The sequence below is a fragment of the Pseudoalteromonas thalassia genome (assembly GCF_049257215.1).
GTDB classification, from domain to species: Bacteria; Pseudomonadota; Gammaproteobacteria; order Enterobacterales; family Alteromonadaceae; genus Pseudoalteromonas; species Pseudoalteromonas lipolytica_C.
This window is the reverse complement of the sequence record NZ_JBMMUE010000002.1, coordinates 87,427-101,408: the sequence shown is the minus strand read 5'-3', so window position 1 is coordinate 101,408 and position 13,982 is coordinate 87,427. Positions and strand designations below refer to the sequence as shown.

Annotated in this window: 13 protein-coding genes; 8 read left to right on the top strand and 5 right to left on the bottom strand. The window is 40.8% G+C overall.

The window, feature by feature from the left end:
- Nucleotides 1–108 precede the first annotated feature (108 nt).
- Both AAEU31_RS02855 and AAEU31_RS02850 read left to right on the top strand, forming a co-directional pair.
- Nucleotides 109–702 carry a class I SAM-dependent methyltransferase gene (locus AAEU31_RS02855; RefSeq protein WP_421966368.1) on the top strand — a complete coding sequence of 198 codons (594 nt, stop codon included), beginning with the start codon at nt 109–111 and terminating at the stop codon, nt 700–702.
- 243 nt (nt 703–945) lie between these two features.
- Nucleotides 946–2,028: an HNH endonuclease gene (locus AAEU31_RS02850; protein WP_421966367.1), complete on the top strand. Its 1,083-nt coding sequence runs from the start codon at nt 946–948 to the stop codon at nt 2,026–2,028.
- Nucleotides 2,029–2,277: 249 nt separating this feature from the next.
- Here the strand turns inward: AAEU31_RS02850 and AAEU31_RS02845 are convergent, their stop codons facing one another.
- The gene (locus AAEU31_RS02845) at nt 2,278–3,303 is read right to left on the bottom strand and encodes a nuclease-related domain-containing protein (RefSeq protein WP_421966366.1); all 1,026 of its coding nucleotides are present in this window, start codon (nt 3,301–3,303) and stop codon (nt 2,278–2,280) included.
- 236 nt (nt 3,304–3,539) lie between these two features.
- On the opposite strand from AAEU31_RS02845, the gene AAEU31_RS02840 reads away from it, so the two are divergent.
- The gene (locus tag AAEU31_RS02840; RefSeq protein ID WP_421966365.1) at nt 3,540–4,265 is read left to right on the top strand and encodes a hypothetical protein; all 726 of its coding nucleotides are present in this window, start codon (nt 3,540–3,542) and stop codon (nt 4,263–4,265) included.
- Nucleotides 4,266–4,355: 90 nt separating this feature from the next.
- On the opposite strand, the gene AAEU31_RS02835 is transcribed toward AAEU31_RS02840, so the two are convergent.
- Entirely contained in the window at nt 4,356–5,210 is an 855-nt protein-coding gene (locus AAEU31_RS02835) for a LysR family transcriptional regulator (RefSeq protein WP_421966364.1), read from the bottom strand.
- An 81-nt stretch (nt 5,211–5,291) separates the two neighbouring features.
- On the opposite strand from AAEU31_RS02835, the gene AAEU31_RS02830 reads away from it, so the two are divergent.
- Nucleotides 5,292–5,513 (top strand): DUF2798 domain-containing protein, encoded by a 222-nt coding sequence (locus AAEU31_RS02830; protein ID WP_421966363.1) that lies wholly within the window; start codon nt 5,292–5,294, stop codon nt 5,511–5,513.
- Nucleotides 5,510–5,791: a putative quinol monooxygenase gene (locus AAEU31_RS02825; protein WP_138558633.1), complete on the top strand. Its 282-nt coding sequence runs from the start codon at nt 5,510–5,512 to the stop codon at nt 5,789–5,791. The genes AAEU31_RS02830 and AAEU31_RS02825 overlap by 4 nt, the downstream gene beginning before the upstream one ends.
- A gap of 622 nt (nt 5,792–6,413) precedes the next feature.
- On the opposite strand, the gene AAEU31_RS02820 is transcribed toward AAEU31_RS02825, so the two are convergent.
- Nucleotides 6,414–6,719 (bottom strand): hypothetical protein, encoded by a 306-nt coding sequence (locus AAEU31_RS02820; RefSeq protein ID WP_421966362.1) that lies wholly within the window; start codon nt 6,717–6,719, stop codon nt 6,414–6,416.
- 113 nt (nt 6,720–6,832) lie between these two features.
- Here AAEU31_RS02820 and AAEU31_RS02815 point away from each other — a divergent pair, with 113 nt between their 5' ends.
- Together AAEU31_RS02815 and AAEU31_RS02810 are read left to right on the top strand one after the other, a co-directional pair.
- On the top strand, nt 6,833–7,762 hold the full coding sequence (locus AAEU31_RS02815; RefSeq protein WP_421966361.1) for a LysR substrate-binding domain-containing protein: 930 nt from the start codon (nt 6,833–6,835) through the stop codon (nt 7,760–7,762).
- Between the two features lie 87 nt (nt 7,763–7,849).
- Entirely contained in the window at nt 7,850–8,542 is a 693-nt protein-coding gene (locus AAEU31_RS02810; protein WP_135926723.1) for a hypothetical protein, read from the top strand.
- A 50-nt stretch (nt 8,543–8,592) separates the two neighbouring features.
- Here AAEU31_RS02810 and AAEU31_RS02805 read toward each other — a convergent pair whose 3' ends face one another.
- Together AAEU31_RS02805 and dgt are read right to left on the bottom strand one after the other, a co-directional pair.
- Complete coding sequence (locus AAEU31_RS02805) at nt 8,593–10,779, bottom strand: hypothetical protein (RefSeq protein ID WP_421966360.1); 2,187 nt, start codon at nt 10,777–10,779, stop codon at nt 8,593–8,595.
- An 83-nt stretch (nt 10,780–10,862) separates the two neighbouring features.
- A complete protein-coding gene (gene dgt, locus AAEU31_RS02800; protein ID WP_421966359.1) occupies nt 10,863–12,320 on the bottom strand; it encodes a dGTPase in 1,458 nt (485 codons plus the stop codon).
- 353 nt (nt 12,321–12,673) lie between these two features.
- Here dgt and AAEU31_RS02795 point away from each other — a divergent pair, with 353 nt between their 5' ends.
- Nucleotides 12,674–13,867: an alkaline phosphatase family protein gene (locus AAEU31_RS02795; protein WP_421966358.1), complete on the top strand. Its 1,194-nt coding sequence runs from the start codon at nt 12,674–12,676 to the stop codon at nt 13,865–13,867.
- Nucleotides 13,868–13,982 lie beyond the last annotated feature (115 nt).

Below are 13,982 nucleotides of genomic sequence, written 5' to 3'. Positions count from 1 at the left end.
TACAAAACCGTTGATTTTTAGCATCTAAAATCACATTTCATCCTTTGCGTTACCTAGCTTTAATGGTATTTTAGCGCCAAGCAATCTTGCCCCTATAAAGGAAGTAAAATGGCATCCAAAACCGTCGAATACTACAACCAAAATGCGCAAGCATTTGTAGATGCCACACTCGATGTAGACCTCAATGAACTTTACGACGAATTCTTACCGCTGATCCCAAAAAAAGGCGCTTTACTCGATGCCGGATGTGGCTCTGGCCGCGACGCTTTCATCTTTAAAGAGCGTGGTTATAGCGTAGATGCATTCGATATCAGCCCAGTTATGGCAAAGCTGGCGTCAGAATACTTAAATCAAGACGTAGCTGTAAGCAGCTTTCTAGAGCTAAACCACGTTGCCAAATACGACGGCATTTGGTGCTGCGCAAGCCTTATTCACGTAGCAAAAAACGATTTAACCGAAGCATTCAACAACCTTGCCCGCGCATTAAAGCCACAAGGCATCGTGTATGTATCGTTTAAATACGGCGACGGCGAGCGCGAACACAACGGTCGCGAATTTACCGACCTAAACGAACAAGCCCTTGAGAGCATTATTAGAGGCACAGACCTATTTATCCTCAAGTCGTGGCAAAGCGCCGACCAACGTCCAGAGCGCGCCACAGAAACATGGCTAAACGCCATCTTGCATAGAAGAACGATATAGTAGTTTACACGCGGTATAGCAGGCTATACCGCAACTCTCCCAATATTGTATGGGTTTTAGAGTATAGCTCTACCTAAAATCCTATATTTTCAATAGCTTTTCATGCTAGATTGTTCCTAAACTAAATCGCCAATATTCAAGCTACAACAATGCGTTATGAGCATAAGTGGCAAATATGATTACGTAAACAGGGAACGGCTCATGAACTTTAAAGCATCTTTCAAAAGTACACTTAAGGCTTGATTGATGATGGCCATGCAGCAGCAACTCGATTTCATTACTTACATTCAGCGCATGCTGGTGGAAGGTGATTTTAGTGCGACATATAAGTTTGCACTATTACATGCGTTGGCTGATGTTTGTGTTGAACAACCAATGATGTATGAAGCAAGCGAGTTAAACATTGATCTTGCTAAGCTAGCTGAAAAGTTAATAGAGCTTTATTGGCACCATGCAGTGCCATTTTCTTCTGCTCATAGTGGTGAAAGTGCTTTACTAAAACAAAATTCGGGTGCGCAATCAAAAGTAATTGCGGTGTTATATGAGTGCCAGCAAAACAATATTCGTAGCTTACGGCAACTCAAATTAAGCCCTTACTGGCAAACTACTTACAAAGCAGCTTTAGACACTTTAAAAACAGGCCCGTTGTGGCGCTTACAAATTCTAGCCAAACAAGAAGAATGCTTTTTGTACCCTCACACAAAAGGCAAAAGCTATATTACTCTAAACGCAGGCATAGCCGCTTGCTTTAGACGCTTTTACGATTTAGTTGTCTATTTAGCTAAAAATGCATGGCTACAAAAGATTCAAAGCATCAAGCACAATCAGGCACTTATTGGCCCGCAAAGCCAACTGCATGACTTTTTATTTGGTTTCGACCGTACAGCACTAAACAAAGCAAAACCAATTTTAGTCGAAATACAAAAAGGCCAGTGTTTTTATTGTCAAAAGCCACTCACAAGCGCGATAGAAGTTGATCACTTTATTCCATTTGCTCGCTACGCTAACGATTTAGGGCATAATTTTGTTGCCGCCCATCGAAGTTGTAATAACAGTAAGCGCGACTTTTTAGCAGCCCAGTTGCACCGCGAACGTTGGCAAGATCAAAACCTAGATCGCCACAGTCAGCTACTCACTGATGAACTAACTCTCTATTTTCATTGTGATGTAGATAAATCCCTCGCCGTAAGCAACTGGGCATATCAAGTTGCCAGCAGCAATGGCGCAAAACTCTGGCTTGCAAAAGATAGATTTGAGTTGGCGGGAAGTAAAAATGTCCACGCGTTAGATTTAGTCGCGCAGACAAATCACTTATATGATTTTTAAAAGGTCTAGGTTTTAATTTTATATATTTTATTGAAATAAAAGAAAAAACCAATAGATCATTGTTTGGTTTCAGGCGAGTGCTGTGAAAAAGAGAAGCTTTGAACGAGAGGGTATGGATATCCGAGCTTGGGTGCGTACAGGGATGTGTAATTGTGCCTATCTATGTTGGTTACGTTCATTTAATTTATTCAAATTGAGGGGACCGTGTGAACCCCGGGGCGCCGAGAGATTCCAAAGAGAAGTCGGCGTTTACTTCTCTTTGGTTGCCGTCGCCAACGCGACATTATTATCAAATTTTATTAGCGCTTTATTACCACAACCATCACAAATCAATGAGTAAGTATCTTTACGCTTACTAACTTTCGTATTTTGATCATTACATTTAATACACGGTGCTTTCATCGGAGTATTCGTATTACAGTTTGAGCAATTGACATAGTATCCATATCGTCCTGAACGGGCTTCAAGAGTGTGTTCATTACTACAATTTTTACACTTTAAGTGTATGATTTTAGGTTCCTCAGCACTTAATAAAACCTCTTCTTTAACTTCGCTTTTGTAAATTGATTCGGGTTCATTAAGGGTTACGGGTGACTCGTCGTTTACTGGTTGCTCGGTTGATTTAATATTTTGAGCTAAAAGAAACTGACAAATCTTAGATAGGCTTTCCTCACTAAACCATGGGCGTACGTTAGTTGAAAAAAAGTGCAGTGCGTTAGGGGCTGATGCTGGCAACTTCATTATCTCTAAAAGCTTATCAGCTAAAAATTCAGATTTAATTAATCGATCTTCAAGTGACTTTGGCATGCTATCTCGATTGATTATGGCATTACTCGAAATTGCGCAGATACTATGCCATTCTCGTCCTCCGAAGTTCTGCTGTAATTTGCCAAACATTTTGGGAAGTAACTGCTCTGCGTTACTCGTCACTAAACTTTTTAATAAGGCTTGTTGGAGTTCAACTTGCTTTATTGGTGATGGCATTCCTTGCCATTTTCCTCGATAACTACGGCTCCATTCCTGATGCTCATTTATGGCAACTTCGCCTGTTATGCTTTTTGATTCGATTAAAATAAACCCATATGTATAAACAATTAAGTGGTCTATCTGTGCTGATTCGTTATTGTGCTTAAATTTAACATCATTAAATACGAACACTTGTGGATGATCTTTGAATGCTCGGCGCAAATAAAATGCGACATCTAGCTCTTGCTTGTCCCCAGCTTTAATCTTGATTGATAGTGAGGTTGAAGGTGCTTTATCTTTTAAAATCATGAGAAGTCCGTTCTGTCATGTATTCGTATAGGGTACCATCGAAATGCAAAATTTAAATATTAAACTTAATGATGGATTTTAGGTAATGAAATTAAATGCATTTCATAGCTTGGTGTTTATTTCTCTTTGGTTACCGTTACCAACGCGACATAACTAAATAAATAGTTAAATGGTCACTTTTTCCTTACCCTAAAACTGGTACAATGTGGCCTACCAAATTACATAGATGTAATGTTATGAATAAATGGATTTTATTACTCGCTACTTTGCTAGCGAGTTTCAACACGGTTGCTGAAGAGCAATATTCAAAAAGCCGCTGCGATAGTATTGAGGCTGAGCGCAAGGGCATTCGTAAAAGAATGAATCGTAGCTATACGGCTAAGCAAGGTGAACGTTGGAATCAACGTTTAGATGAGCTTTTTACGCTGCTGGCGAGACACTGCAAACACCCAAAAATAAGTTCTGGTAATGGCGGTAATTATACGTATCGCTCGAACCCTAGCGCACTTTTAAACACCAAAGTACATAACTCTACGGTGTATTCAAATTCATATAATGACGATAAAAAACGCTATGCTTGGGGGCAATTTTATCAATTACCGGATCGCTGTAGAGCGAAAAATATTCAGCAAGCTGATTTTGTATGGTGTAGCGAAAATAAAGCTGAGCAAAAGGCGCTATTTGAATCGGCTTGGAGCGGTAAACAAAAATCAGAATACAAAGATGTAGTTATTTCAGTAAAGCCAACCATTACAGAAATAAATACAAACAAAGCCACAAGCCAAGTTGCAATAAAAAGCCAGATAACCGAGCCAACAATTCAGCAAGCTTCGGCTCCTTTAAATGAGAGTATTAGTCCACAATCTACAAAGTTCAATGGCCTTAAAATTTGGCAATTAGCCTTGGCTGGCATTGCGGCAATGTTGTTTGTGTTTGGTCTTTATCGTTTGTTTAAAGATTGAGTTGTTAAACGGGCTAAAGCCCGACCTACAATGCCTCGCATCTCGCATCTCGCATCTCGCATCTCGCATCTCGCATCTCGCATCTCGCAACTAAAGCACCAACACCTCTCCTTGCAAGCTTGGTGAGTTTGCAATACTGGTTTGGAGTTGTTCTATCAACAACTGGGCATTCGCTGATGGTGTGCGTGAATGTGGCCAGAGGGCGTAAATTGGCCTTGCGGGAATACTTTGGGGTGACTCGATATAGCTAAAGTGGCTGGTATCGTCTATACAGCAAATTTCGCTCATTGGTAGTAAGCCAATGCCATAGCCTGCTTCAACCATTTTTCTGGCGATTGTAATATCAAAGCAAAAGCTTATATGTTCATACTCGGTTTTTAGTTTGTTAAGTAAATCGCTGGGTAGTTGTGACTCTGAATAGGGCAATATCAGCCTTGATGTTGGGGCATCTTTCTTTTTAATCAGCTTTATAGCGATCATGCCTAGGCGCTTTTGAAAGTAGCTTGAGTCTTGTTGTTCGCCGATGCGAATAGCTAAGTCAAAACGTTTTTGGCTTAGTTGGCTGTTGGCATTACTTGGGTAAATGTGGAGGTTTAGCGCAGGGTTTGCCATCGCAAACTGATTAACGGCCCCCATCAGTGGGCCCGCAATGATGTTTTGTGGGCACAACAGGTAAAACTCTTTTGCGGCGGGTGAGTCATTTAATTGCTCAAGCTGGCTGTTAAGAGCAAGCACTTGCTCGCCTAACTCGTTATACAGTGATTCGCCTTTGGCGGTTAACACAATGCCTCGGGCTGTACGTTGCAGTAATGGCTCGGCGAGTTTCTCTTCTAATGCCTGAATGCGCCTTGATAGGGTTGATAGATTCAGTCCTAAATCTTTTGCTGTTTGGCTCATGCTTTTACGGCGCGCTATTTCAATAAATAAATGCAGATCATCCAGCATACGACTCCCTCAATCTTAGTTTGCATTTTCGTGACTGTTGCCACTTGCCTTGTGCAAATATAGTAACGCCAAGGAGGACATATGAAAATTCATTTTACTTTTACTGCGGCATTTTCGTTTTTAATGTCGTTTTTACTTTCGGCATGGGTCACTTATGTCAACTTAGGGCTGAGCGATACATTTTTTCTAAGTTGGATGAAGGCGTTTGCTAATGCATGGCCTGCTGCTTTCGTGGTGGCTTTTACGGTTGCCCCGCCAATTCGGTCATTGGTTTTAAAGTTATATAATAAGGAGTCAGTATGATTAATATCGTGGCAAAAATTACCCCAAAGGCGGCATTATTTGATGACTGTAAAGGGCGTTTACAGGGCATATTAGCAGCCACTCGTGCAGAGCCAGGTTGTAATCGATTTGAGCTGTTTGCAAGCAAAGAGCAGCGTTGTTTGTTTTTAGTTGAGCAGTTTGAATCGCAAGCTGCCCTTGATGAGCATTATGCTCAGCCTTATACCAAAGCTGTGTTCGCATTTTATGAAAATGCGTTGGCGGAGCCAGTTGAGGTAGAGAAGGTAGAGGAGCTTTAGGTTTAATATTCAGAAAGAGGTTAAGAGGCGCTGCGCTTTAGAGGAAAATAACTAATTGGCTTAACTATTATCTCGTTGTTTTCTTGTTCACTTCTCTTTGTGAATAAAGATATTTGAACCACAGAGAGCACCGAGGCGCTGCGCGCTGCACAGAGAAGGTGATTTCACAAAGAGGATAAGAGGCGCTGCGCTTTAGAGAACTCCTTGTCTTTCTCTGTGCTCTCTGTGTCCTCTGTGGTTCGAAAAAAGATCTAGCGAACAGTTAGTCTCGATAAATAGGTTACTTGGCTGTGTCTGAGAAGAAGGCTAGATAAAGTTTTTTGGGTTTCCTCGTTGTCTTCTCATTCACTTCTCTTTGTGAATAAAGATATTTGAACCACTGAAGGCACAGAGGCGCTGCACAGAGGAAAACTGAATGCACAAAGAGGATAAGAGGCGCTGCGCTTTAGAAGACTCCTTGTCTTTCTCTGTGCTCTCTATGTCCTCTGTGGTTCGAAAAAGATCTAGCAAACCGCTCGTCTCTACATTTAAACGCACGAAACACGTTTTACTTTGATAGGAAAAAACTAGGCTACTGGGGAAGTACTGCTATTCGTAGCCTAGTTTAACAAGGTTGAAATGGTTACAGCATATGCAGGATTTGCTTGGCCTTTTTGCGGGTTAAACACGCGGCCATTGGGCGTTTTGCAAACAGCTTGGCTGAAACTGTTTGTTCTTTGCCCATATATTGGTTGCGCAGTGTTTGTACATTGACTTTGCAGGTCACCGAATGCTGGTGTTCTACATAACGAATTTCTACTCGTTCTACTTTTTGAATTAAGTTTTTATAAGGGTAGCCTTCATCGGTATCAAGCTGTGTTATTAATGGCTGGTTGGCATAACTAAAGCTTGAAGCACATAAAAGCAATAAAATAATTAAGTATTTCATGATGGTTGTCCTTGTCTTGTCGCGGTTGGCTGTATGAGTATTACTCGTGTTACCACTACTGACAAACGATTAAAAATTGCCTATACTTAAGTTTTTATTAACCATAAGTGCGTATGCAGTTACCTCCATTAAAAAGCCTTTGGTATTTTAAGCACGCGGCAGAGTTAGGTAGTTTTAAACTTGCAGCAGAGCAATTATTTGTTAGCCAAGCAGCGGTTAGCCAACAAATTCGCATGTTAGAACAACAGCTTGATTGTAATTTGTTTACTCGTCATACCCGTTATGTTGAGCTTACCCGTCAAGGTGAACAGCTTTTACCCCATGTACTTAAGGGGTTTAGCCATTTGCAGGCAGGTGTGCAGGCAGTTAGCCAAGATAGCCACCCCAATACGTTAAATTTAACTGTGCTACCTTCGTTCGCCAGTGGTTGGTTGCTTGGCCGAATTAGTGACTTTCAAAACAAATATCCCCATATCAAAGTGCGTATTGAACCTAGTGATCAGCTTGCTGACTTTTCAGCGGGGCAGGTCGATTTAGGTATTCGTTTTGGTCAAGGCAGTTACCCGGGTTTGCATAGTGAGCTCATCAGTGACGACAGTTTATTTTTGGCTTATAAACCAGGGGCACTAGATACTTCTAAGCCACTAAAAAATCAGGTGTTAGAGCAAAAATTAATAAAAGATATTTGTCCAGATGCAGAGCGCGGTTGGCTAAAGTTGGCTGATGAACTTGCAGTCAGCCCTGATGCTTTGCCCTCGCTTGAGATAGATAACGCGGCATTGGTGATTCAAGCTACGCTTGCAGGACAAGGAATTGCTTTGGTTAGGCGGCGGTTAATTGAGTCTCAACTTTTACATGGGCAGTTAGAGATTTACCCTGATTTTGAATACCATTGCCAGTACAAGTATTACCTTGCAGCACCTTTAGAGCATTTTAAATGGCAAAAAGTCCAATTATTTAAAGACTGGCTGCAGAAGCAATTTGCATATGATGATCAACACTATAAATCACGACAAGCCAAGTTAATGGGAAATAAAAAGTAATTCTTTAGGATGATTGGCTAAGAAGTGTTGCAGTTTTAATTCAAAATGATACGCTGTACCTCTAAATTTTTACAGTGACGTAAATATATGTTTAAAAGGATTTTAATTGCAGCTTTTCTGTTTATTCCTGCATGTTTGTTAGCTCAGCCCACTGAGTCTCAGAATGAATGTAAACGTATGCAAACCGAACGCAAAGAGTTGCAATCTGCACTTCGTAAAGCCCATTTGCTTGATGAAATAAGTGTTTATAAATTACGTATTGATAATTTATCATCACGTATTTCTGAGTCATGTTTTACCAAAGAGCAAATAGCTGAAAAAACTAATGCTTTGTACCGTAAAGATTTTTCTGATTTAGAAAGCTCAGTATCTCAACCCCTCACAGCGCAAGCGTTAAGCAGCAAACAAGCGGCATGGGAGCGTTTTTATGTAATGCCCACCCGGTGTATAGAAAAAGCGTTAGAGCTTAAAAATTTAGATTGGTGTATCGAAAACAAACAAATTCAGTTTCAGCAATTTGATATGCTATGGCAGCAAAAAAATGTACAAACAACCCGCTCAGAAGCAAAACCAACAGACACATTTCATGAGTTTATTTTGCCAAGCAAAGCTGAGCGAGCAAAAATTCTTGCTCAGCAAGAGTCAAAGCGATATAGCCGTACAAGTGAAACTATATTACCAGCGAATATTATCGTGTTGTGCTGCATTGCGTTGACAGCTTTTTTCTCAATAATTTTTGTTTATCATTGGCTTATGCAATCAAGAGCGTCAATTAAATAATTCCATGTAGCAAGGAATGATGCCTTGTTACCTTGCTACATGGTAAGTTCTTAATCGTCAGTTTTAAATTTTTTTGCGCGCTCTTCTGCGTCAATTAAAGCTTGTGATTTTGGCTGTTTTGCTTTGTTTTCAATAACAGGCTTTTCGTTTGACTCTGGATCCCATGCTGGGTCTAGTGACAAATTAGCAAATGGGTTATTGGGTTTTTCATCGGTTTGCTCATCGTCTGGTAGTACATCTTCTTTTTGCTGATCTGTCATTTCTTCATCAGCTGAATAAGCATCTTTACCTTGATGGCTTTCATCTAGTGAAATTGTGGGGGTGTCGTCTTGCTCGGTATCGTCAAAGCTTACAGGCTCATCCTGCAACTCTAACTCAAGTGCTTGCAACGCTTTTGCTAAATCATCATCGCTAATATCATCATCTGCAGAGATTTCATGTGTAGGTGTTTGATCTGTTTTACTAAAATCTTCAGTGAATGAAAGATCCTCATTGACTAATGATGATAAGTCGTACTCGGGTACGTCATCATGTTTAGGCTTTTCTTCGGCATTTGGTGTTTTGTATTCATCAAAACCAAATGACGATGAGCTAAAGCTTGGCTCTTCAGGCTCGCTTTCTTCAGGTTGCTCTAGTGCTGGCTCATCATCAGTAACTGGTGCTTTGTATTCGTCAAAACCAAATGACGATGAGCTAAAGCGTGGCTCTTCAGGCTCGCTTTCTTCAGGTTGCTCTAGTGCTGGCTCATCATCAGTAACTGGTGCTTTGTATTCGTCAAAACCAAATGACGATGAGCTAAAGCGTGGCTCTTCAGGCTCGCTTGCTTCAGGTTGCTCTAGTGCTGGCTCATCATCAGTAGTTGGTGCTTTGTATTCGTCAAAACCAAATGACGATGAGCTAAAGCGTGGCTCTTCAGGCTCGCTTTCTTCAGGTTGCTCTAGTGCTGGCTCATCATCAGTAGTTGGTGCTTTGTATTCGTCAAAACCAAATGATGACGAGCTAAAGCTTGGCTCTTCAGGCTCGCTTTCTTCAGGTTGCTCTTGTGCTGGCTCATCATCAGTAACTGGTGCTTTGTATTCATCAAAACCAAATGACGATGAGCTAAAGCGTGGCTCTTCAGGCTCGCTTTCTTCAGGTTGCTCTGGCTCATCATCTATTAAAGCCGTGCTCTGTTTGTTTTGCGCGTAATTTAGATCAGCCCACGTATCATCAGTTGGAGCTTGCTCTTCTGTTGTTGCATTAAAGCTCGCGAAATCGTCTTCTTGTTTTTCTGGTTGCTGATTTTCAGAGGCAGAAAATGAATCATACGGCGCAGAAGTATTACTGTCATAAGCTGAAGAGCTGTTTAATTCTGGTGTTGGCTCAGGAGCTAAAAAGTCTGAGTCGTTTTGATTTTTTTGTGCTTTAGCCTCAGCTGCAGCTTTTATAGCCTGAGCATGGAGTAAATCTTGTGCTAACTCTGAATCTGAATCGTTTTGTTTACTTTGACGAATTCGAACAATAACTAATCCTGCGATAAGCAAAATGAGTAAAACGATTAAACTTGGCACTAACAGTGAACTTGATGAGCTAACCTCATTATTCTGAACCGGCGCTGGTGTTGGCTCGGGAATAGGAGTGTTATTTGTTTGCGCATTATCTGTTTCTGTTGCAACAGGCTCTTGTACTGGTGTTTGTGGCTCGAACTCAGGCGAGATTTCAGTAGGTTCTTTAATAGCCTCAATTACCGGCTCAACAACAGTCTCTGCAGCACTTTGCTTAGGTTGTTCCGTCGTTGTTGCTAAATCATTGCTAGGGATACTCTCAACCTGAGGAGTTTCTGGTGCAGCAGGCTCGTCGTTCACTCTATTTGTTAGTATTGCTTGTTCAGCTGTTGTTTCAGCTTGCTCGCTTTCGTTAATAGCATTTGCTTCTGGTGCTGTAGTTTCTTCAGGGGTGCCTAAAATAGCACCTGAGTGGCCGTTTGAGCGATTCACTTTATTAACCGAAACGGGGGGGGAGTCTATTGTCTGCTCAGCAATGTTTTCAAGCGCCGCTTCGTTATGCACTGGCGTTGGATTCTGGCAATTTTTTTCAAAGCTTCTAGCAGCAGATCGATAATTTTTGTTGCTGGTGTTAAAACGAAACTCATGCATTTGCTGTTTTAACAAAATACACATTGCTTCATTGTATTGTGCTTTAGTTGCAAAGCTCATGCTTATAAGAAACAGCAAAATAGATAGTTTTTTTATTGGCATAGTTCTCTGACCAGTAAGGTTAATCTGGTTACCCAAGTAGTTAATTAATTTTAAGCTCAGACCGGCAATTTATCCACAATCGCTTAATCTATCACCATGAGTGCGCGGTATTCGTCATAGGCAAATTGGTCTGTCATACCGCTAATATAATCTTGAATTAATCGACAACGATAATAAAACTCATAGGCAGCAAAGTGATCGGGCTCTGCTTTTAACGCATCAATCGCCTTTTGATAGCTGTTCAAATGTTTATTTGAGAGTTTTTTTACTAGTCGTGTTTCTATTAAGTAATTTTGGTCGCCTTTTAACACACGCTTAAACGCATCAGCTTCAAGAGCAAGTAATGGTTTATAGCAATCAAGCAGGCCACTAATAATGCGGTAACCTTGTAGTTCTAAACGCTCCACTTCTTTGTGGCAAAAAACATGTTTTAGTGCAACCTGTTTTAAGGTAAGTGTGACAGCATGTAAGTGACTACGATCTTCTAATAACGCTTGATTAAAGTCGCCGTGGTAAATAGCTTCGATATTATTAATAAAGCGCTCAGCTGCATAACTCACTAACGGGTGCAATAAAGTGACACGTAAGTAGATGAAAAACTCACTATTAAAATTGTAAGGCTGTTCTTGAGCCTTACTTAGCGCATAATCAATGGCTTTTTCGGCAAAGTCACTATGCTTAGTATCGTCAATTGTGAGGTTAGTAAGTGTGCGACTGTATTGCTCTTTGAGTTTTTCACAGAGCGACTCTACGCTAATAATGCCTTTTTCTACGGCATCTTCTATGTCGGCTAGACAGTATGAGATATCGTCGGCTGCTTCCATAATATAGCTGATTGGATGGCGACAATATTGCTCTATATCAAGTTCGGTTTGTAGTGCTTCAACAAATGGTTTTTCGCTGAAGTAGTAACCGACTTTTTTCATTAAGTAGTTTTTGTCTTGTGGAATATCTGACTTGAGCATACTGGCTGGGCGTGTGTACTTTAAAATACCTGCACTTTGGCTGTAAGTTAAATTAAGTGATAGCAATGAATGGATAATGCGGATCCCCTGCGCATTACCTTCAAAATTTTTAATATCCTCAGCGAGGTGTTTAAAAATAACACTTATACCAATGCCTTTGCAGCGCTCAGGAGTTAATGCATCTAGATGCTTAGCAAACCATTGGTTGATTGCTGCTTCGCCAAAGTGGCCAAAGGGTGGGTTGCCTATGTCGTGCATTAAACACGCCATTTCGACGAGGCTTTCTAAAGGCCGTTCAAGCCCCAATAAACCATATTCTTTTTGCTTGGCATCGCTCAACTTATTAAAAATTGTTTGTACAATAAAGCGACCCACTTGTTGTACTTCAAGAGAGTGAGTAAGCCTTGAGCGCACGGCAGCATTGCGTTCAAGCGGAAAAACTTGGGTTTTTTGTTGTAAGCGACGAATAGCAGCGCTATTAATAATACGACCTCGATCACTTTCAAGCGCAGTATGCAAGTTATTGGTTGAACGCATTTCGCGTGCAGGGGTGATTTTCTTACCAAAATCGATCATTTATTTTTCCCACAAAGCAATATAAGCCGCGCAGTTGAGAGTTGTTAGCAAAACTTAGCCATAATTAAATTTAATCTAACAGCTTGTATCCAAAATTTAAATATCCTTTTTTTATTAATGTCTTACTTTAAATTAAGCCACTTATTCATATATTATTTGCTTTTACATACTTATCTCCTACCTTGGGATATAAAGTAAGGTCTTTTGGATGTTTGGCAACCATTTTTACGGTGGCATGCATAAAGCTAATTAGTAAAACGTTATATAAAAAGTTAGCAGTCATTATCACAAAATTTTCAAAACTATTTGCTAAAGTCTCTAAGCAAATTAAAAATTAAACGAAAGGGTTTTCTATGCGTATTTGGCAACTAGTTTTAGCTTGGATATTGCTTTTCAGTTCGGGTGTAAAAGCTGACCAAGAGCAATCGGTGGTACTTATTTCGATAGATGGGTTTCGTTGGGATTACATTGAAAAACATCAGGCGAAACATTTAAAAGCAATCAGTGAGCAGGGCGTAAGAGCAACCAAAATGCGCCCTGTATACCCAACCAAAACTTTTCCGAATCATATTTCGATTATTACCGGTTTGCTGCCTGTTAATCATGGCATTGTCGAGAACCGCTTTTGTGATACTGAGCGCAACGACTGCTACAAAATGGGAAAAGGTAAAGACGATAGCACTTGGGTTAACGGCATTCCGCTTTGGAATTTAGCACAAATGCAGGGCTTAAAAGCAGCCACCTATTTTTGGCCAGAGTCAGATGCGCGTTTTAACGGTATGTTACCTGATTATTTTTACCATTATTCAAAACACAGTGATTACCAAAGACGCGTTGACCAAATTATTCAGTGGTTGAGCTTACCAAAAGCACAGCGACCACGTTTGGTGATTAGTTATTTTTCGCTGGTGGATAGTATGGGACATGAGTTTGGCCCAGATGCCAAAGAAACCTATGATGCAGTACAAAAGCTCGACAGTTTAATGGCTGATTTATCGAGTCGTTTAAAAGCACTTGATGAAAACATTAACTTAGTGATTGTGTCTGATCATGGTATGGCGTCTGTTGATCCAAGCCTTAGCATCAAAATTGATAGCCTGCCACAAGACGAAAACTTTATAGTGCAAAACACAGGCCCTCGCGTCTTATATTATGCAAAACCAGATAGCAAAGCAGATATCAGCGGATTCAGCAAAAAGCTTGCTAAAGCCGCTGAAGGTCGTTACATCGTATTAAGTGAGAAGCAAAAGCACGATTATCACTATGATAAAGGCCCGCGAGTTGGCGATATTATTTTGCAAACCGAAGCGCCCCGCGTGTTTACCGATAGTAAAATGGCAGGCTATTTAGGCACTCATGGTTATGCCTATAGCGAAGATATGGCCGCCACCTTCATAGCCGAAGGCCCTGCTTTTAAACAAGGCACGCGCTTAGACGAAGTAAGTAATTTAGATGTGTACCCGCTCATCGCCAAAATACTCGGTCTTGAGATCTTAAGCCCAATCGATAGCGATGGCGCAAGTTTATGGCCGGCTAGGAAGCAGTAAGCTTTGAGTTAGCGAGGGGAAAGTTGCTAGGGAAAAGAGTTAAGTTAGAAAGAGTAAAGGCACTAGGACGCGATGTTAAATCGCCGCTACAGACTCGCATCTCGTAACTTTACCC

What these genes read in the sequence shown, in the direction of transcription:
- AAEU31_RS02855 (WP_421966368.1), top strand. Translation starts at nt 109, where the DNA reads ATGGCATCCAAAACCGTCGAATACTACAACCAAAATGCGCAAGCATTT.
- AAEU31_RS02845 (WP_421966366.1), bottom strand. Translation starts at nt 3,303, where the DNA reads ATGATTTTAAAAGATAAAGCACCTTCAACCTCACTATCAATCAAGATT.
- AAEU31_RS02840 (WP_421966365.1), top strand. Translation starts at nt 3,540, where the DNA reads ATGAATAAATGGATTTTATTACTCGCTACTTTGCTAGCGAGTTTCAAC.
- AAEU31_RS02835 (WP_421966364.1), bottom strand. Translation starts at nt 5,210, where the DNA reads ATGCTGGATGATCTGCATTTATTTATTGAAATAGCGCGCCGTAAAAGC.
- AAEU31_RS02830 (WP_421966363.1), top strand. Translation starts at nt 5,292, where the DNA reads ATGAAAATTCATTTTACTTTTACTGCGGCATTTTCGTTTTTAATGTCG.
- AAEU31_RS02825 (WP_138558633.1), top strand. Translation starts at nt 5,510, where the DNA reads ATGATTAATATCGTGGCAAAAATTACCCCAAAGGCGGCATTATTTGAT.
- AAEU31_RS02820 (WP_421966362.1), bottom strand. Translation starts at nt 6,719, where the DNA reads ATGAAATACTTAATTATTTTATTGCTTTTATGTGCTTCAAGCTTTAGT.
- AAEU31_RS02815 (WP_421966361.1), top strand. Translation starts at nt 6,833, where the DNA reads ATGCAGTTACCTCCATTAAAAAGCCTTTGGTATTTTAAGCACGCGGCA.
- AAEU31_RS02810 (WP_135926723.1), top strand. Translation starts at nt 7,850, where the DNA reads ATGTTTAAAAGGATTTTAATTGCAGCTTTTCTGTTTATTCCTGCATGT.
- AAEU31_RS02805 (WP_421966360.1), bottom strand. Translation starts at nt 10,779, where the DNA reads ATGCCAATAAAAAAACTATCTATTTTGCTGTTTCTTATAAGCATGAGC.
- dgt (WP_421966359.1), bottom strand. Translation starts at nt 12,320, where the DNA reads ATGATCGATTTTGGTAAGAAAATCACCCCTGCACGCGAAATGCGTTCA.
- AAEU31_RS02795 (WP_421966358.1), top strand. Translation starts at nt 12,674, where the DNA reads ATGCGTATTTGGCAACTAGTTTTAGCTTGGATATTGCTTTTCAGTTCG.